This window comes from Roseateles sp. FW305-36 (assembly GCF_058787015.1).
Window position 1 is genome coordinate 19,344 of record NZ_JBYSZK010000004.1, and the last position, 17,716, is coordinate 37,059.

Genomic DNA, 17,716 nt, shown 5'->3' on the forward strand with positions numbered 1-17,716 from the left:
TCTCGGGGGGCAGCGAACAAAGTGAGCGTGGGGGCATCATTTGCTCTCCTTACGCGGTGGCTTCGGTCACCAGCGTGCCCTTGTCCAGATGCAGGGTGTGGCTGGCCCGGGCGGCGGCGCGCGGGTCGTGGGTGACCATGACGATGGTTTTGCCATGCTCGCGGTTGAGCGCCTGCAGCAGGGTCAGCACGTCCTCGGCGGACTGGCGGTCCAGGTCGCCGGTGGGTTCGTCGCAGACCAGCAGCGTCGGGTCGGACACGATGGCCCGGGCGATGGAGACGCGCTGCTGCTGGCCGCCCGACAGCTCGGTGGGCTTGTGCGAGGCGCGGTCGGCCAGGCCGACGAGCTGCAGCGCGATGGCCGCCCGTTTCCTGCGCTCGCCCGCCGACAGCTTGGTCAGCAGCAGCGGCAGCTCGACGTTCTTCTGCGCCGACAGCGTGGGCATCAGGTTGTAGAACTGGAAGACGAAACCGACCCGCGAGGCGCGCCATTTGGCCAGGGCCGCGCCGGAGAGCTTGTCGATGCGCTCGCCGCCCACGCTGATGGCGCCGCCCGTGGGCGCGTCCAGGCCGCCCATGAGGTTGAGCAGCGTCGTCTTGCCGGAACCCGACGGGCCCATCAGCGCCAGGAAGTCGCCCTGTTGCACATCGAGGTTGATGCTGTGCAGCACCTCGACCTTCTGCTTGCCGCGGGTGTAGACCTTGGACAGATCGCGGACTTCGATCAAAGCGCTCATGCTCATTCCTTGCTTGCGATGGTTGAACCCTGCTTCAGCTCGGCCGGGGGCGACACGACGACGGTCTCACCCGCCTTCAGGCCCGAGGTGACGAGCTTGAACTTGCCGACGTCGCCACCGAGCTTGACGGCTCGCTGCTCGACGCGGTTTTCCTGCACGACGAAGACGACATCGGCGCCATTGCGCTGGGCCAGCGCGTCCGGCGGCAGCAGCACGCCGGGCACGGGCGCCGCTTCGGCCTTGGGCTTGGTGGCCAGAAAGCTGACGCGCACGCCCATGTCGGGCACGACGCGGTCGTCCTTCTTCTCCATCGCCACGCGCACCTTGACGGTGGCCTTGCCGCGGTCGGCGCTGGGGATGACGGCGACGACATGGGCCGGGATCTTCCAGTCGGGGTAGGCGTCGAGCACGGCCTCGCAGGGCATGTCGGCCTTGACCTGGGCGATATAGGCCTCGTTGACGTCGACGTTCACTTCCAGCGAGTCCATGTCGACGATGGTGCCCACGCCGGTGCGGGTGAAGCCGCCGCCGGCGGACAGCGGCGAGATGATCTCGCCGACCTGGGCCGCGCGCGCCGTGACGACGCCGTCGAACGGTGCGCGCACGACGGCGTAGTCGAAGTTGACGCGCGCCTGGCGGGCCTGGGCCTGGGCGGCCTCGATCTGGCGCTGCGACGCTTCCAGCTGGGCGCTGACGGTCTTCACCGCCGTGGCAGCCTGTTCGCGGGACTGGCGCGTCGTCATGCCGCTGGCGTTCAGCTCGGCCTGACGCTTCTCGTCGGCCCGGGCCTGGTCGAGCTGGGCGCGCAGCTGGCCCTGGTTGGCTTCGGCGGTGCGGACCTGGGCCTCGGCGGCCGCCAGGCCGGCCTTTAGCCCGGTGTCGTCCAGCCGGGCCAGGATCTGGCCCTTCTTGACCTTGAAGCCCTCATCGATGAGGACCTCGGTCAGGGTGCCGGTGATCTGGGCCGAAACGGTGGCCATGCGGCGCGCCGTCACATAGCCCGTGGCCTGCAGCACGGCGTCGGCGGCCGGCCCCTGGCCGTTGGCGCGCACGCTGGCCGTCTGCACGGCAACGGGCTTGTTGCCCGCCAGGAACCACCAGGCCGCGCCGCCGCCCAAGGCCAGCACGACGACAGCGGCCCCCAGGCCCCAAACCCACTTCGGCGGTCCGCCGCCCTCGTGGTCCTCGCGGTGCGCACCGTCGATGCGCAGTTCCTTCAGCAATCCGGTATCGATGACGCGCTCCCGAAAGTTGTCGCCTGCAGGTGAATCGGGGCGGATTGTGCACAGACAGCGCTGACAGTCGACAGGGCTTTCGATGAACGGCGACCGGCGCTGGCGAATCGACAGCCAGCGGGGATGAACGGTGGCCGCTTGAGACTAACGGACTTCCCGGGCCAGTTTCAGCACCGGCGCCGCCAGGCTGAGGCCGCGTTTGCGGGACTCGCCATGGTTGACGGCAAACGCCATGCCCTGGGGCTCGCTGATGAGGGCGATGCAGACGCCCGCCCGCATGGCCTCGGGGCTGGTGGCAATGACGAGGACGGGCGCATCGGCCACCGCGGCGATCCAGTGGCGCAGCGTGGCCGCGTCGGCATGGCCGAGCAGCAGCACCTGGCAGTCGCGCGCCGCATCGCGGGGCTCGCTCAGCGCCCTCACCTTCAACTGGGCCGTGCCCACCGGGCGGCTGGCCAGGGCCCGCACCGCCTCCAGCCCGGCGGGCTGCAGGCCGGCCGCGCACAGCGACAGCGTCGGGCTGTCGGCCACCGGGGCCGGCCATTGGGTGTACTGGGTCAGGCGCAGCACGAAGGCGGCGCGCAGCCTGTCCTCGTCCAGGCTGTCGGCCCGGACCAAGGCGGTTGCCGCGGCCAGCACCAGCGGCCAGAGCCGCGAGGATCTCAAGGCGCGTCTCCGCGCCAGGTCAGGCCGGTCTGCCAGCGCGTGCCCTGGCGCTGCACGGGCGCGCTGTAGCCTGTGCCGCTGGACTCGGCATAGGCCCGGCCGCCGACATTGTCGGCACCGATGAAGAAGTCCCAGCGCCGGCTGGGTTGCCACAGCAGATGAGCCCGGGTCTGGGCATAGCCGGGCAGGCGCTCGTCACCGAAGCGCGACTTGGTCGCCCAACCGCTGAGGGACAGGCGCAGCGTCGGCCCGGCCACGGGCATCTGCAGCATCCATTTCAAGGTCTGGCTGGGGCTGTAGGCCTGGTGGCTGCCGTCGGCGGCCCGGTTGCGCTGGCCCATCAAGCTGAGTTGCAGCTGCCAGCCCTCGCCCCAATGGCCGTCCAGGCCCAGCTCGGCGCCGCGCGAATGCGCCACCGGCATGTTGGCGAAGGGCTTGGCATCGCCGCGCTCGATGAAGTTGACGAGATGACTCGTGAACAGCGAGGCCTGCCAGGTCCAGGTGCCCCAGCCGCTGCCGGACAGGGGCGCCAGGGGGCCCTGCCAGGCCAGTTCGGTGGTGCGCAGCCGCTCCGGCCGCGGGGCTTCGGCACCGGCGCCCAGGTTGAGGGCCTGCTCGAAACGGTTGGGCGCCCGGAAGGCCGTGCCCCACATCAGCTTCAGGCTCTGTCCCGGTGCCGGCGACCAGACCCAGGCCGCGCGCGGATTCCAGCTCGAGTCGCCGCCATGCACGCCGTCCTGACGCAGGCCCAGCACCAGGCGCTGGCGCTCGGCCAGCCGCCATTCGTCCTGCACATAGAAGCCCAGGCGCTGGGACGCGAAGTTCTCGTCGCCGGGCGCCTCGCCGAGGTAGACGAAGCGAAAGCGCTGGATGGCATCGCGCTGCCAGTCCATGCCGAAGCTGGTGGTGTGGCTGTCGCCGCCGGGGCCGCCCCAGGCGCGCGCCAGGCGCAGTTCGGCCAGCCACCAGCGCCCCAGGGCCTCGAAGCGGCTGGTGCGCAAGTCGGCCTCGCTGTCGTCGGCCTGCTCGGAGCGGTAGCGCGACTGCTGCCAGGCCAGGCCCAGGTGCAGGTCCCAGTCGGCGGCGCGACCGTCCCAGCCGGCTTGGGCGAACTGCTCGCGCAGGGAGTTGACGCTGCCGGTGATGTCGCCCGACTTGGGCAGGAAGCTGTAGAGGCCACGTTCGCGCTGCACGCCGCCGACCCGCAGCGACAGGCCGCCGGCCCGGCCGCCGAGCAGCCAGCGCCGCGCGCGGTCCCATTCCAGCGGCTCCAGCTGGGCCCGGTATTCCTGCGGCTCGCCGAACATCAGCGGGGTGTGGGGCTCCTCGTCGCTGCTGAAGGCGGCCAGCCATTCGGCGCCGCTGTCCAGGCGCTGGGCATAGCTCAGCCGCGTGCTGACCTGGCCGCGCGGCGACAGCACCACATGGGCCTGGGGGCCGGCCAGGGTGTCGGCGCGCTGGGTGACGATGTTGACAACGCCCAGCAGCGCGTTGCCGCCGTACAGGGCCGAGCCCGGCCCGGGCGTGAACTCGACGCGCTCGATGAGGCTGACGTCGACGTAGAACTCGCGGTTGATCGGGCCGCCGTCGTAGAGGTTGTCGTTCAGCCGCAGGCCGTCGAGCAGGAAGAGCACGCGGCCGTTGAAGTCGCCCGGCGCCACGCCGCGCACGGCGACACGGGTGAACTCGTTGTCCTCGCGCACCTCCAGGCCGGGCATGCGGCGCAGCACGTCGGCGATGCTGCGCAGGCCCAGGCGCTCGATGTCCTGGCGGCTGACGACATGGGTGACGGCCGGCGCGAGGTCGGCGCTCTGGGCCTGGCGCGAGGCGGTGCTGACCGAGACGTCGGCCGCGGCGCCGCGGCGCTCGGTGCGCAACAGGTCTTCGAGTGAGGGAAGTTCGCCCGTCTGCGCCAGGGCGGGGGCGCCCAGCAGCAGCAGGGCGCTGAGTTCAAGGGCCCGCAGAAGGCGCGCGGCTCGCCCTGCGGTAAGTGTTCTTGCCGGCATGCTTGGCAGCGTACATGGCGGCATCGGCCGCGCACAGCAAGGACTCGGGGTCGGTTGCGTCATCAGGCACGAAAGCCAGGCCCACGGTGGCCCCGACGGGCTGGACCTGGCCCTGGACGACCAGGGGTTCGCGCACGCTGGCGATCAGCCGGCCCGCCAGCTGCTCGACGGATTCCGCCTCCGCCACGTCGGCCACCAGCAGCGCGAATTCGTCGCCACCGAGGCGGAACAGGGTGTCACTGGCGCGCAGCACGCTGCCCATGCGCCGGCTGACCTCGACCAGCACGCCGTCGCCCGCCGCATGGCCCAGGCTGTCGTTGACGAGCTTGAAGTTGTCCAGGTCGATGAAGAGCAGGGCCAGGCGTTGGCCGCCGGCATGTTGGGGATGGTGCAGGTCGACGAAGAGGCGCTCCAGCGTCAGCTCGAAGGCCAGGCGGTTGGGCAGGCCGGTCAGCGTGTCGCGGTGGGCCAGCTGCTGCATGGCACGGCCGGTCTGCTGTTCCTGCGCCAGCTGCTCGTTCATGTCCTCGTGCCAGACCTCGATGCGCCTGAGCATGCCGTTGAAGCGCTCGGCGAGGCGCCCGACCTCGTCGTTCTCGCGCACCGGGGCGCGCAGGCTGTAGTCCTGGCTGGTGGCGACGCGTTCCGCCAGCCGCGACAGCGCGATCAGCGGCGCCAGGGCGCGGCGCTGCGTCCAGCGCAGCAGCAGGCCGGCGCCGAGCAGGGACAGGGCCAGCACCAGGCCGGCTCCCGCAGCCAGGCGCAGCAGCGTCGCATTGAGGGCCTCGAAGGACTCGGCCCATGCCAGGTTGCCGATGCGCTCGCCATGCAGCTGCACCGGCACGACCAGGCGCAGGCCCTGCCAGTCGACCCGCAGGGGCGCGTCGCTCCAGGCGGCCGAGGCGGCTGCCTCGGGCCAGCTCACGAAGACCTCGCCGCCGGGCTGGCGCACCACCAGGCTCTCCAGACCCTCGCGGCGGCTGAAGGCGACCAGGGCGTCGCGCGTGGCGCGGTCGTCATGGAAGGCCAGGGCCGGCGCGACGTTTTCGGCCAGCAGCTGGGCCGATTGCTCGGCACTGCGGATCTGGGCTTCGCGCAGGCTGTGGTGCACCCAGGCCGACAGGGCCAGGGAACTCATCAGCATGGCCGCGCCCATGACGACAACGCTGAGCCGCGTCAGCCGCCTGACCAGCGACGGACGGCGGCGCGGGCGCGGGCCCTCAGCTGGCGACGAGTCCGTTGCGGATGGCATAGACCGTCAGTTCCGAGTTGTTGCTCAGGCCCAGTTTCTCCAGCACGCGGGCTCGGTAGACGCTGACGGTCTTGGGGCTGAGCATCAGCTCCTCGGCGATGTCGGACAGGCGCTTGCCCGAGGCGATCATGACCAGGGTCTGCAGCTCGCGGTCGGACAGCTTGTGGTGGGCCTGCTCGGTAACGGGCGCGGTCAGGCTCTCGACCAGCATCTGCGCGATCTCGGGCGTCACGTACTTGCGGCCCTGGGCCACGGTGCGCACGGCCTGCACCAGGGTGGCCGGGTCACCACCCTTGTTGACGTAGCCATAGGCCCCGGCCTTCAGCGCGCGGATGGCGTACTGGTCCTCGGGGTACATGGAGACGATCAGCGTGCGCACCGGGTTGCCCTCGTCCTTCAGCACATGCAGCACGTCCAGGCCCGAGCGGCCCGGCATGTTGATGTCCAGCACCAGCACGTCGCAGGGGTTGTCCTTGCCCAGGGTGTGCAGCAGGCCGCGCAGCTCGGTGTAGTCGCCGGCCTCGCCGACGACCTCGATGTCCTGGGCATCGGCCAGGGTGTCGCGGATGCCGCGGCGGATCAGGCCATGGTCGTCGCAGAGGATGACGCGGATCATGCGCGGCCCCAGATGGAGTTGCCGTCATCCTTGCCGAAGTCGGTGGCGTCGTCCAGCGCGTCGATGGCGTCCTGGGCCAGCGGCACGGTCAGGATGAGGCTGGTGCCGCCGCCCGGCGGGCTGGACAGGTCGACCCAGCCGCCCACCGTCGCGGCGCGCTCGTGCAGGCCGCGGATGCCGAAGCTGCGCTCCTTGGCGAGGTCATTGGCGCCCATGCCGCGGCCGTTGTCGCGGATCTCCAGCGTCAGCACGCCGGAGTCCTGGCTGAGGTCGATGTCGACCCGCGTCGCCAGCGCATGCTTGGACACATTGGTGAGGGCCTCCTGAGCGGTGCGGTAGGCCACCAGCGGCACGCCCGACGGCAGCTCCAGCCTCTCCTCGCCGATGCGCAGGCCGGCCTCGATGCCGGTGCGGCGCTCGAAGCGGGCCGTCATCCACTGCAAGGCCGCGACCAGGCCCTGTTCCAGGATGGCGGGGCGCAGGTTGTGCATGATGCGCTGGCTGGCCTCGATGGCGGCATTGACGGTCTCCAGCGCCGCGGCGACACGCTGGCGCACTTCGGGCTCCTGGGCGTGGCGGTCGATCCAGGCGAGGTCGAACTTCACGGCCGTCAGCGACCCGCCGACGTCGTCGTGGATCTCGCGTGCGATCGCCGCCCGCTCCATCTCGACGCTGGTCTGCAGGTGGCCGGCCAGCTGGTGCAGGCGCTGCTTGGACTTGACGAGCTCATGGTCGGCGGCGACCCGTGCCTTCTCGTTCTCGGCCGCGTCGATGGCATGCAGCAGGGCCGGCGCCAGGCGGTTCAGGTTGTTCTTCAGCAGGTAATCGGACGCGCCGTTGCGCATGGCGCCCACGGCCGTGTCCTCGCCGATCTCGCCCGAGACCAGGATGAAGGGCGTGAGCAATTGGCGTTCCTTCAACGCCTCCAGCACATCCAGGCCGGTGAAGCCGGGCAGGTTGTAGTCCGAGATGATGGCGTCCCAGGACAGCGGCAGCGCGGCCAGCACGGCGGGCAGCGCGTCCAGCCTTTGCATCTCGACCTTCAGCCCGGCCCGGTTGAGCTGGGCGAGGATGAGTTGATGGTCGAGTTCGGAGTCCTCGACATGCAGCACACGCAGGACCCGGGGCGCCTGCTCCACACCAGAAATCGTCATGGGGGCGCAGTATGCCGCCGCCTGCGGGATATGGCCCGGCGCCACACTCGGCGCGGGTCAGACCGGTAATACGGCTCGTTCTCGCGACATCTCAAGGTCGACAGTGGCGGAAAAAGGGGTGAACATGCCATGATGCATTCGCCCTGAGGGTATTCACAGGGCTTTGGGACAAGAAGCAGCATCCCCTCGCGGAGACACGATGCAGACAGAACCTTCCACCGCCGCTGATTTCGACGGAGCCGTGGCAGCCATGCCGCTGCTGGCGGCCGCGGAACTGCAGGATCACCTGATGACGGTGACCAACGACCTCGAGCGCCTGCAACGCCTGCTGGATGACGCCGGTGAAGCCCTGTCCAACCATTTCTACAGCGCCTCCAACCAGGCCATGTCCCTGCTCAGCGGCAGCGACGGCACCGCCGCCTCCGATGGCCTGAAGCAGATCATGCAGGACATCGCCGGTGCCATCACGGCGCTGCAGTTCCAGGACATGGCAACCCAGCTGATCGCCCACACCAGCCAGCGCCTGCGCAACTGTTCCGACCAACTGGCCCGCGACACCTTCGGCATGGACGACGAGGACGGCGCCGCCGTCGTCGAGATCGCGCCGCTGCGGCCCAACCCCGTTACACAGGACGAGATGGACGCCGGTTCCATCGAGCTCTTCTGAATCCCCCCGCCAATCTCAGCCCCCCAGGCAACAAGTCCCCTCGGAGAAAAACAGATGACCCACTCAATCCTTGCTGTCGACGACTCGGCCTCGATGCGCCAGATGGTGGCCTTCACGCTCAAGAACGCCGGCTTCAACGTGGTGGAAGCGGTGGACGGGCAGGACGCCTGGGAAAAATCCGGCCAGCGCGATTTCGACCTGGTGCTGACCGACCAGAACATGCCGCGCATGGATGGCATCAGCCTGACCAAGAAGCTGCGCGAGAACCCCAAGTTCAAGACCACGCCCATCCTGATCCTGACCACCGAGTCCAGCGACGCGATGAAGCAGGCGGGCCGCGCCGCCGGCGCCACCGGCTGGCTGGTCAAGCCCTTCGACCCGGCCAAGCTGATCGAGGTGATCGGCAAGGTCATTCGCTGAAGTCAGAGTTCCAGGGGAGCCAACCATGGGTGACATGACCTCAGAAGGCGCCAGCATCAGTGCCGGCATCGATCTCAGCCAGTTCTACCAGGTCTTCTTCGAGGAAGCCGGCGAGAACCTCGACAACATGGAGCAGCTGCTGCTCAATGTGAATGTCGAGGCGGCCGACGATGAAGAACTGAACGCCATCTTCCGCTGCGCCCACTCCATCAAGGGTGGCGCGGCAACCTTCGGCTTCAGCGACGTCGCCGAGCTGACCCACCAGATGGAGACGCTGCTGGACAAGCTGCGCCGCCACGAGCTGCAGCCCAATGCCGCCATGGTGGACGTGCTGCTGCAGTCCGGCGACGCGCTGCGCGCCCAGCTGGCCCGCCATCAGGGCTCGGGCGGCGACGTGTTCGACACGACCGACCTGCTGGTCAGCATCAAGAGCTTCGTGGAAGGTGGCGGCGCCCCGGCGCCCGCTGCCGCAGCGCCTGCGCCCAAGGCCGCCGCACCGGCACCTGCCGCTGCAGCGCCGGCCGCCGCGGTCAAGCCCGGCACGCGCCTGCTGGAGCTGCAGGTCGGCCCGCTGACCGACCTGACGCTGGCAGACAACCTGGTCGAGCTGTTCAAGGAAATCACCGACCTCGGCACCATCGAGCCGCTGGACGCCGGCCAGAGCTCCGACGGCATGCGCCGTTTCAAGGTGCTGACCAGCTCCACCGACAACGACCTGCTGGACCTCTTCACCTTCCACGTGGCCCGCGAGCAGGTCAAGCTGATGCCGCTAGGCACCGGCTTCGGCTTCTATGACGGCGCGCCGGGTGCGCCGCCGGCCGAAGCGCCGTCCTCGGACCCCGGCTATGGCTTCTTCGACGACGCTCCCGGCGTGCCTGCCGGTAGCGCCGTCGAAGCCGCAGCCCTGGCAGCGCCCGCACCGGCCGCCGCCATCGTGCCCACCCGTGCCGCCACGCCGGCCAAGACCGAGGGCAAGCCCGCGGCCATGGACCAGACGACGCTGCGGGTCTCCATCGAAAAGGTCGACCAGCTCATCAATCTCGTCGGCGAGCTCGTCATCACCCAGGCCATGCTGGCCCAGAACAGCCGCGAGCTCGATCCCGGCCTCTACCAGCAGCTGACCTCGGGCCTGGCCGACCTGGAACGCAACACGCGCGACCTGCAGGAATCGGTCATGTCGATCCGGATGATTCCGATGTCGACGGTCTTCAACCGCTTCCCGCGCATGCTGCGCGACCTGGCCGCCAAGCTGGGCAAGAAGGTCGAGTTGGTCACCCAGGGTGAAGCCACCGAACTGGACAAGAGCCTGGTCGAGAAGATCACCGACCCGCTGACCCACCTGGTGCGCAACAGCTGCGACCACGGCATCGAGATGCCGGAAGACCGCCTTGCGCGCGGCAAGCCCGAGCAGGGCACCATCACGCTGGTCGCCTCCCACCAGGGCGGCAGCATCGTCATCGAAGTGCGCGACGACGGCCGTGGCCTGAACCGCGAGAAGCTGATCAAGAAGGCCCGCGAGAAGGGCATCGACGCGCCGGACAGCATGACCGATACGGAATGCTGGGGCCTGATCTTCGCGCCGGGCTTCTCCACCGCCGAGCAGGTGACGGACGTGTCCGGCCGCGGCGTGGGCATGGACGTGGTCAAGAAGAACATCACCTCGCTGGGCGGCACGGTCGAGATCGACTCCGCCGAAGGCTACGGCATGAAGGTGTCGGTGCGCCTGCCGCTGACGCTGGCCATCATGGACGGCATGAGCGTGGGCGTCGGCGACGAGTGCTACATCCTGCCGCTGTCCTCCGTCGTCGAGTCCTTCCAGGTGCAGTCCGACACCATCAAGACGGTGGCGGGCTCCGGCCGCGTCGTCGAGGTGCGCGACGAGTACATGCCCGTCATCGAGCTGGAGCGCGTCTTCGACGTGCCGCGCTTCGACTTCGAGCACGTCAGCTCCATCATGGTCGTCGTGGAAGCCGAAGGCGGCCGCGTCGCCCTGCTGGTGGACGAACTGCTCGGCCAGCAGCAGGTCGTCGTCAAGAACCTCGAAGCCAACTACCGCAAGGTCAACGACGTGTCCGGCGCCACCATCATGGGCGACGGCCGCGTGGCACTGATCCTGGACGTCGGCAGCCTCGTGCGCCGCTCGCGCCACTAACCCGATCACACAACTAGGAGAGGTCTGCATGGAAGCCAGCAACGTGCCCGCCCTGCGCCAGCAGGGCGCCGTCAGCACCAAGGCCCACGGCCCCAAGAGCGGTGAGTACCTGACCTTCCGCCTCGGCTCCGAGGAATACGGCATCGACATCCTGAAAGTTCAGGAGATCCGTTCCTACGAGCAGCCCACACGCATCGCGAATGCGCCGGACTTCATCAAGGGCGTCGTCAACCTGCGGGGCGTCATCGTCCCCATCGTCGACCTGCGCCTGAAGCTGCGCTGCCCCAGCGCCGAGTACAACAGCTTCACGGTCGTCATCGTGCTGAACGTGAAGAACCGCGTCGTCGGCGCCGTCGTCGACTCGGTCTCCGACGTGCTGGAACTGAGTCGCGACGCGATCAAGCCGGCTCCCGAGCTGAGCTCGGCGTCGGTGGACACCAGCTTCATCACCGGTATCGGCTCGGTCGCAGAACGCATGCTGATCCTGATGGACATCGAAGGCCTGATGAGCAGCGCCGAGATGGGCCTGATGGATGCGGCCATCGCCGCCTGATCGCCCGCCCTGCCCTGATTCCCGTTCGCGCCCCCTGCATTGAGGCGGGTTGGCGGAGCCTTGATTGCTTTGGCTACTGGAGATTCGCATGAGTCAGCCCATCAACTCCATTGCCCGCCAGGTCTCGCTGACCGGCGCCGTCGCGGTCGCCGCGGTGCTGCTGGTCGTCAGCCTCGTCGTTGGCGCCCTGCTCAAGCGCTCGTCCAATCAGCAGGTGCAGACCTGGGTGGGCGACAAGGCCGCCACCCTCGTCGACGCGATGCAGGCCATGGACGAAGTGGCCGCCAAGCAGGCGCAGAGCAGCTTCGGCTCCTTCCGCCAGGACTTTGGCCCCAGCTTCACGCTGGACGAGGCCACCGGTGACCTGCGTGACTGGGGCCCCAAGCTCAACGGCAACTTCACCCAGGTCGACAAGTTCGCGGCCGTCAACGGCGGCGTGGCCACCGTCTTCGCGCTCAAGGGCGATGACTTCGAGCGCATCACCACCTCGCTGAAGAACGACAAGGGCGAGCGGGCCATGGGCACCTTGCTGGGCAAGCAGCACCCGGCCTACGCGAACGTCTCGGCCGGCAAGCCCTACACGGGCCGTGCGCTGCTGTTCGGGCGCGCCTACATGACGCACTACGAGCCCATCAAGAACGACGCCGGCAAGGTGGTGGGCATACTGTTCGTCGGTTTCGACCTCGACGCCTTCGGGCAGGCCATGGACCGCATGGCAGGCAGCGCCAAGTTCTTCGATCACGGCGGCACCTACATCGTCGCCGTGCCCAGCGACCCGTCCAAGGCCCAGTTCGCCGCGCACCCGTCGGCCAAGGGCAAGCTGCTGTCCAGCGTGGCGCCGGGCTTCGAGAAGACGCTGGCCGAGCAGAAGGAAAGCGCCGTCGTCTTCGACGATGCGCCCGACGTGCTGGGCAACGGCCTCTCTGACAACTTCGCCATCGCGCGCAAGAGCGAGAAGACCGGCTACTGGGTCATCGCCCAGGTCTCGCGCGGCGAGGCCTCGGCCGCCGGCCGCTCCACGCTGTGGTTCTTCTGGGGCGCGCTGGCGCTCACCACCGTGGGCCTGGGCTTCGGCCTGATGTGGATGATGCGCCGCTGGGTCGCCCAGCCCCTGGCCTCGCTGCAGAAGGCCGTGGGCGCCATCGCGGACGGCGACCTCAGCCAGTCGGTCAGCAGCAGCCGCAACGACGAGATCGGTTCGCTGATCCAGGACACCGAGAGCATGCGCCAGCGCCTGGCCTCCACCATCGGCACGGTGCGCAATTCGGTCGACAGCATCGGCACGGCCAGCACCGAGATCGCCACCGGCAACCTCGACCTCAGCCAGCGCACCGAGCAGACGGCCAGCAATCTGCAGAACGCGGCTTCGTCCATGAGCGAGCTGACCGGCACGGTGCGCCAGACGGCCGATTCGGCCCGCACGGCCAACCAGCTCGTGCATTCCGCCGTGTCGGCCGCAACCCGCGGCGGCGAAGTGGTCGGCCAGGTCGTCACGACCATGGACGAGATCAACGCCGCCAGCAAGAAGATCAGCGACATCATCGGCACCATCGATGGCATCGCCTTCCAGACCAATATCCTGGCCCTGAACGCCGCGGTGGAAGCCGCGCGTGCCGGCGAGCAGGGCCGCGGCTTTGCCGTGGTGGCTGGCGAGGTGCGATCGCTGGCCGGCCGCAGCGCCGAAGCGGCCAAGCAGATCAAGGCCCTGATCGGCAACAGCGTCGAACGCGTCGAGAACGGCGCCCGCCTGGTGCAGACGGCCGGCACGACCATGGGCGAGATCGTCTCCAGCGTGCAGCGCGTGCAGGACATCATCGGCGAGATCAGCTCCGCCGCCACCGAGCAGAGCGAAGGCATCGCCTCGGTCAACACCTCGGTCGTGCAGCTGGACCAGATGACGCAGCAGAACGCTGCCCTGGTCGAGGAATCCGCGGCCGCCGCCGAGAGCCTGAAGGAACAGGCGCAGCGCCTGGTCGAAGCCGTGGCGGTGTTCCGCGTGGCCGGCAGCGAGCCGCAGCGCCGCGCCAGCGCGCCGGCGCCGGTCCACAAGCCGGCGCCAGCGCCGGCCAAGGCCCAGGCACCCGCCAAGGCAGCCGCTCCCAAGGCTGCGGCGCCCAAGGCCGCTGCTCCCAAGCCTGCCGTCAAGCCCGCAGCTCCCGTCGCCGCACCCCGCCCTGCCCCGGCGCCGGCACCGGCGAGCGAGGAAGGCGACTGGGAAACCTTCTGAGCTGACGCCCTGATGCCCTGACGCCCGCCTAGGGCGTCATCGCCTTGAGGGCGCCGACCGCCACCGCGCGGACGGCCTTGTCGGCCTCGGCGTCTTCGCTGGCATTGCTGGTGACCAGCACGGCGTCCTCGCTGTCCGGCTTCAGCACGATGAGGGCGAACCAAGCCCCGTTGCTGCCGGTGTGGGCGAGGTGGCGGGCGGTCACGCCGGCCATGCTGCCCTGCGCCCGCCAACCGAGGGCGAACTTGCCGCCTACACGTGCCGGCTGGTGCAGCAGGCGGTAGGTCTCGGCCTTCAGCAACTTGCCACGACCCTGCTCGCCGGCCATCTGGTCGACCGCGAACCGGGACCAATCTTCCAGCGACATATGGATGCCACCGGCCGGGGCAATGACGGCGGGGTTGTCCGCCTCCACGCCTTCGACGGGCGCCCCCGCCTTGTGCCCCAGGGGCTGGCCGCGATGCGTGGCACCGAACCCCGCGCTGCGCAGGCCCAGCGGCTCGAACAGCTCGCGCTGCATCAAGGCCTCGTAGGACAGGCCGGTGGCGCGCTCGGCGGCCAGGCCAGCGATCAGCACGCCCGAGTTCGAGTAGCCGTCGCCAGCACCGCGCGCAAAAGCCGGAGCTTGCGCCAGCGCGATGCGCGCAAAGGCCAGGCGCTGCTCGTGCAAGGGGCGCTTGTCCTTGTAGAAGACGGTCATCCAGGATTCGTCGATGTCCGCTTGCAGGCCAGCCTGGTGGGCGAGCAGATCGCGCAGCGTGACGTCACGGTAGGCGGCCTGCATGTCGACGGCCAGCTCGGGCAGCAATTGACTCAAAGGCGCCTCCCAGGACAACACGCCGCGCTCCACCAGGCGCGCCACCATCGTGGCCGTCATGGCCTTGCCGTTGGAGCCGAGGTGCCAGACATCGTCACGTTGAACTGGCACGACCTCGCCTTTGGCGCGCAGGCCGGCGACCGCCAGCTCCGTCACCTGGCCATGGCGTATCAACACGGCGCCCATGGCTGGCACCTTGCTGCCGTCGACGCTGGCCTGGAGCCGGGCCTGCAGACCGAGGCTGGGCGCTGCGTTGGCTGCTGACGCGGCGGCCTGCGGCGCATCGGCTGCGAAGGCAGTCAGAGCTGCGAACGGGGCAGCGCAGACAGCCAGGGCGATCGTGCAAATTCTGTTTTTCATCTCGGTGGTTCTTCTGTTTTGGACACACCGATCCCGCAGCGCGACGGGGCGTGGCAGGACCGCCCTCCAGGGGTATGGGGAAGGTTGGAGGGCCACCGCAGTGTTGTCACAGCCCTTGCTGGCTGCCAGCGCTTGCCGACGAACTGCACGATCGTCGGTATGGTCGGCGCACCCACCAAAGAAAAGGCCCGCGATGCGCGGGCCTTGTTCATTCAGGGGCGAAAGCGTCAGACGCGCTCAGCCACCCAACCCGCCACGCTGTTCAGCGCCGCGGCCACGCCGGCCGGCTGGGTACCACCCGCCATGGCCAGGTCGGGCTTGCCGCCACCCTTGCCGCCGACCTGCTGGGCGACGAAGTTGACCAGCTCGCCGGCCTTGACCTTGCCAATGCTGTCGGCGGTCACGCCGGCCGCCAGCTGGACCTTGTCGCCGTCGACGGCCGCCAGCACGATGGCCGCCGTCTTCAGCTTGTCCTTGAGCTTGTCCATGGTCTCGCGCAGGGTCTTGGCGTCGGCGCCTTCGAGCCTGGCGGCCAGCACCTTCAGGCCCTTCACGTCCACAGCTTGGGCCAGCAGTTCATCGCCCTGGGCGGACGCCAGCTTGCTCTTGGCAGCCGTCAGCTCCTTCTCCAGCGCCTTGATCTGGTCCAGCACCGCATGCAGGCGGGCGCCCAGCTCGTGCGGCGAGGTCTTCAGCGTCATGGCGGCGCCCTGCACTGTCGTCTCGAGCGACTGCAGATAGGCCAGGGCGTTGTCGCCGGTGACGGCCTCGACGCGGCGGATACCGGCCGCAACGCCCGATTCGGCCACGATCTTGAACAGGCCGATGTCGCCCGTCGCCTTCACGTGGGTACCGCCGCAGAGCTCCTTCGAGCTGCCGATGCTCAGCACGCGCACCGTCTCGCCGTACTTCTCGCCGAACAGCATCATCGCGCCGGACTTCTGCGCGTCGTCCAGGGCCATGACCTGGGCGCTCGCGCCGGCGTTGGCCAGGATCTCGGCGTTGACGAGGGCCTCCACTTCGCGGATCTCTTCGGCCGTCATCGGCGCGTTGTGGGCGAAGTCGAAGCGGGTGCGTTCGGCATTCACCAGCGAGCCCTTCTGCTGCACATGGGCGCCCAGCACTTCGCGCAGGGCCTTGTGCATCAGGTGGGTGGCGCTGTGGTTGCGCACGGTCTTGGCGCGGCGCTCGGCGTCGACACGGGCGACGAAGACGTCACCGACCTTGACCGAACCTTCGACGACCTGACCATGGTGGCCGAACACATCGGCCTGGATCTTCAGCGTGTCGGCCACGACGACGCGCGTCGTGCCGTTGCGCAGCTCGCCGGCATCGCCAACCTGGCCACCGCTCTCGGCGTAGAAGGGGGTGTGGTCCAGCACGACGACGGCGTCGTCACCGGCCTGGGCCTCGGCGACCTGGGCGCCGTCAACGTAGATCGCGGTGACCTTGGCTGTTTCGCAGACCAGATGCTCGTAGCCGTGGAACTCGGTCGGCGCGCCACTGTAGGCCAGGCCCTGGGCCATCTTGAACTTGCCGGCGGCGCGGGCGCGGTTCTTCTGCTCTTCCAGCAGCTCGTTGAAGCGGGCCTCGTCCACCGTCACGCCGCGCTCGCGGCAGACGTCGGCGGTAAGGTCGACCGGGAAGCCATAGGTGTCGTGCAGCTTGAAGGCGGTGTCGCCGTCGACGTTGCCGCCCTTGGCGAGCGCGCCTTCCAGGATTTCCATGCCGGTGGCGATGGTCTGGAAGAAGCGCTCTTCCTCCTGCTTCAGCACGTCGGTCACGCGGGCCTGGGCCTGGCGCAGCTCGGGATAGGCGTCGCCCATCTCGGCGGACAGGGCCGCCACCAGCTTGTGGAAGAAAGGCGTGCGGGCGCCCAGCTTGTAGCCGTGGCGGATGGCGCGGCGGGCAATGCGGCGCAGCACATAGCCGCGGCCGGCGTTGCCGGGGATGACGCCATCGACGATGGTGAAGGAGCAGGCGCGGATGTGGTCGGCAATGACCTTCAGCGACGGGCTCGTGGCATCGCAGTCGCCACCACCGGCCGCGTCGACGGCCGACTTGGCAGCCGCGAGCAGGTTCACGAAGGTGTCGATCTCGTAGTTGCTGTGCACATGCTGCAGCACCGCGGCGAGGCGCTCCAGGCCCATACCCGTGTCCACCGACGGCTTGGGCAACTTGTGCATGACGCCGTCTTCAGTCCGGTTGAACTGCATGAAGACGTTGTTCCAGATCTCGATGTAGCGGTCGCCGTCCTGCTCGGCCGAGCCCGGGGGGCCGCCGGCCACGTCGGGGCCGTGGTCGTAGAAGATCTCGGTGCAGGGGCCGCAGGGGCCGGTGTCGCCCATCATCCAGAAGTTGTCGGACATGTAGCGCGCACCCTTGTTGTCGCCGATGCGCACGATGCGCTCGGCGGGCACGCCCACCACCTTGTTCCAGATCTCGTAGGCCTCGTCGTCCTCTTCGTAGACCGTGACCCAGAGCTTGTCCTTGGGCAGGCCGAAGTTGACCGTCAGCAGCTCCCAGGCATATTGAATGGCGTCATGCTTGAAGTAGTCGCCGAACGAGAAGTTGCCCAGCATCTCGAAGAAGGTGTGGTGCCGCGCGGTGTAGCCCACGTTGTCCAGGTCGTTGTGCTTGCCGCCGGCGCGGATGCACTTCTGGCTGGTCGTGGCACGCGTGTAGGCGCGCTTGTCGAAGCCCAGGAAGACGTCCTTGAACTGGTTCATGCCCGCGTTGGTGAACAGCAGCGTCGGGTCGTCGCCCGGCACCACCGGGCTGGAGGCGACGATCTGGTGGCCTTTCGACTCGAAGAACTTCAGAAAGGTCTGGCGGATCTCGGCGGCTTTCATCCC

At 68.9% G+C, this 17,716-nt stretch carries 14 protein-coding genes; 5 read left to right on the top strand and 9 right to left on the bottom strand.

Features of this window, described 5'->3' with window-relative positions; all coding sequences use genetic code 11:
• Positions 1-49 precede the first annotated feature (49 nt).
• From AC3WOE_RS08765 to AC3WOE_RS08795, 7 genes are all read right to left on the bottom strand, one after another.
• Positions 50-742, bottom strand: a complete 693-nt coding sequence (locus AC3WOE_RS08765) for an ABC transporter ATP-binding protein (protein WP_492689780.1) — start codon at positions 740-742, stop codon at positions 50-52.
• Positions 739-1,959 carry an efflux RND transporter periplasmic adaptor subunit gene (locus AC3WOE_RS08770; protein WP_492689781.1) on the bottom strand — a complete coding sequence of 407 codons (1,221 nt, stop codon included), beginning with the start codon at positions 1,957-1,959 and terminating at the stop codon, positions 739-741. The genes AC3WOE_RS08765 and AC3WOE_RS08770 overlap by 4 nt, the downstream gene beginning before the upstream one ends.
• Before the next feature lie 156 nt (positions 1,960-2,115).
• The gene (locus tag AC3WOE_RS08775; protein WP_492689783.1) at positions 2,116-2,637 is read right to left on the bottom strand and encodes a YfiR family protein; all 522 of its coding nucleotides are present in this window, start codon (positions 2,635-2,637) and stop codon (positions 2,116-2,118) included.
• Positions 2,634-4,643: a TonB-dependent receptor plug domain-containing protein gene (locus tag AC3WOE_RS08780; protein WP_492689784.1), complete on the bottom strand. Its 2,010-nt coding sequence runs from the start codon at positions 4,641-4,643 to the stop codon at positions 2,634-2,636. The genes AC3WOE_RS08775 and AC3WOE_RS08780 overlap by 4 nt, the downstream gene beginning before the upstream one ends.
• Entirely contained in the window at positions 4,588-5,895 is a 1,308-nt protein-coding gene (locus AC3WOE_RS08785; RefSeq protein WP_492689786.1) for a diguanylate cyclase domain-containing protein, read from the bottom strand. Before AC3WOE_RS08785 ends, AC3WOE_RS08780 begins: the two co-directional genes overlap by 56 nt.
• Positions 5,864-6,511: a response regulator gene (locus tag AC3WOE_RS08790; RefSeq protein ID WP_492689788.1), complete on the bottom strand. Its 648-nt coding sequence runs from the start codon at positions 6,509-6,511 to the stop codon at positions 5,864-5,866. The genes AC3WOE_RS08785 and AC3WOE_RS08790 overlap by 32 nt, the downstream gene beginning before the upstream one ends.
• A complete protein-coding gene (locus AC3WOE_RS08795; RefSeq protein WP_492689790.1) occupies positions 6,508-7,665 on the bottom strand; it encodes a sensor histidine kinase in 1,158 nt (385 codons plus the stop codon). The genes AC3WOE_RS08790 and AC3WOE_RS08795 overlap by 4 nt, the downstream gene beginning before the upstream one ends.
• Positions 7,666-7,864: 199 nt before the next feature.
• Between AC3WOE_RS08795 and AC3WOE_RS08800 the strand changes: the two genes are divergently transcribed.
• The 5 genes from AC3WOE_RS08800 (at position 7,865) to AC3WOE_RS08820 (ending at position 13,684) form a co-directional block, all read left to right on the top strand.
• Positions 7,865-8,332, top strand: coding sequence for a hypothetical protein (locus tag AC3WOE_RS08800; RefSeq protein WP_492689791.1), 468 nt, complete (start codon positions 7,865-7,867; stop codon positions 8,330-8,332).
• A 54-nt stretch (positions 8,333-8,386) separates the two neighbouring features.
• On the top strand, positions 8,387-8,752 hold the full coding sequence (locus tag AC3WOE_RS08805) for a response regulator (protein WP_233371888.1): 366 nt from the start codon (positions 8,387-8,389) through the stop codon (positions 8,750-8,752).
• 25 nt (positions 8,753-8,777) lie between these two features.
• Positions 8,778-10,904: a chemotaxis protein CheA gene (locus tag AC3WOE_RS08810; protein WP_492689793.1), complete on the top strand. Its 2,127-nt coding sequence runs from the start codon at positions 8,778-8,780 to the stop codon at positions 10,902-10,904.
• Positions 10,905-10,932: 28 nt separating this feature from the next.
• Complete coding sequence (locus AC3WOE_RS08815) at positions 10,933-11,457, top strand: chemotaxis protein CheW (protein WP_492689794.1); 525 nt, start codon at positions 10,933-10,935, stop codon at positions 11,455-11,457.
• Positions 11,458-11,545: 88 nt separating this feature from the next.
• On the top strand, positions 11,546-13,684 hold the full coding sequence (locus AC3WOE_RS08820; protein WP_492689796.1) for a methyl-accepting chemotaxis protein: 2,139 nt from the start codon (positions 11,546-11,548) through the stop codon (positions 13,682-13,684).
• 28 nt (positions 13,685-13,712) lie between these two features.
• On the opposite strand, the gene AC3WOE_RS08825 is transcribed toward AC3WOE_RS08820, so the two are convergent.
• Both AC3WOE_RS08825 and alaS read right to left on the bottom strand, forming a co-directional pair.
• Positions 13,713-14,861: a serine hydrolase domain-containing protein gene (locus tag AC3WOE_RS08825; protein WP_492689797.1), complete on the bottom strand. Its 1,149-nt coding sequence runs from the start codon at positions 14,859-14,861 to the stop codon at positions 13,713-13,715.
• A 227-nt stretch (positions 14,862-15,088) separates the two neighbouring features.
• A complete protein-coding gene (alaS, locus tag AC3WOE_RS08830) occupies positions 15,089-17,713 on the bottom strand; it encodes an alanine--tRNA ligase (protein ID WP_492689798.1) in 2,625 nt (874 codons plus the stop codon).
• Positions 17,714-17,716 lie beyond the last annotated feature (3 nt).

What these genes read in the sequence shown, in the direction of transcription:
- AC3WOE_RS08765 (WP_492689780.1), bottom strand. Translation starts at nt 742, where the DNA reads ATGAGCATGAGCGCTTTGATCGAAGTCCGCGATCTGTCCAAGGTCTAC.
- AC3WOE_RS08780 (WP_492689784.1), bottom strand. Translation starts at nt 4,643, where the DNA reads ATGCCGGCAAGAACACTTACCGCAGGGCGAGCCGCGCGCCTTCTGCGG.
- AC3WOE_RS08785 (WP_492689786.1), bottom strand. Translation starts at nt 5,895, where the DNA reads ATGCCATCCGCAACGGACTCGTCGCCAGCTGAGGGCCCGCGCCCGCGC.
- AC3WOE_RS08790 (WP_492689788.1), bottom strand. Translation starts at nt 6,511, where the DNA reads ATGATCCGCGTCATCCTCTGCGACGACCATGGCCTGATCCGCCGCGGC.
- AC3WOE_RS08795 (WP_492689790.1), bottom strand. Translation starts at nt 7,665, where the DNA reads ATGACGATTTCTGGTGTGGAGCAGGCGCCCCGGGTCCTGCGTGTGCTG.
- AC3WOE_RS08800 (WP_492689791.1), top strand. Translation starts at nt 7,865, where the DNA reads ATGCAGACAGAACCTTCCACCGCCGCTGATTTCGACGGAGCCGTGGCA.
- AC3WOE_RS08805 (WP_233371888.1), top strand. Translation starts at nt 8,387, where the DNA reads ATGACCCACTCAATCCTTGCTGTCGACGACTCGGCCTCGATGCGCCAG.
- AC3WOE_RS08810 (WP_492689793.1), top strand. Translation starts at nt 8,778, where the DNA reads ATGGGTGACATGACCTCAGAAGGCGCCAGCATCAGTGCCGGCATCGAT.
- AC3WOE_RS08815 (WP_492689794.1), top strand. Translation starts at nt 10,933, where the DNA reads ATGGAAGCCAGCAACGTGCCCGCCCTGCGCCAGCAGGGCGCCGTCAGC.
- AC3WOE_RS08820 (WP_492689796.1), top strand. Translation starts at nt 11,546, where the DNA reads ATGAGTCAGCCCATCAACTCCATTGCCCGCCAGGTCTCGCTGACCGGC.
- AC3WOE_RS08825 (WP_492689797.1), bottom strand. Translation starts at nt 14,861, where the DNA reads ATGAAAAACAGAATTTGCACGATCGCCCTGGCTGTCTGCGCTGCCCCG.
- alaS (WP_492689798.1), bottom strand. Translation starts at nt 17,713, where the DNA reads ATGAAAGCCGCCGAGATCCGCCAGACCTTTCTGAAGTTCTTCGAGTCG.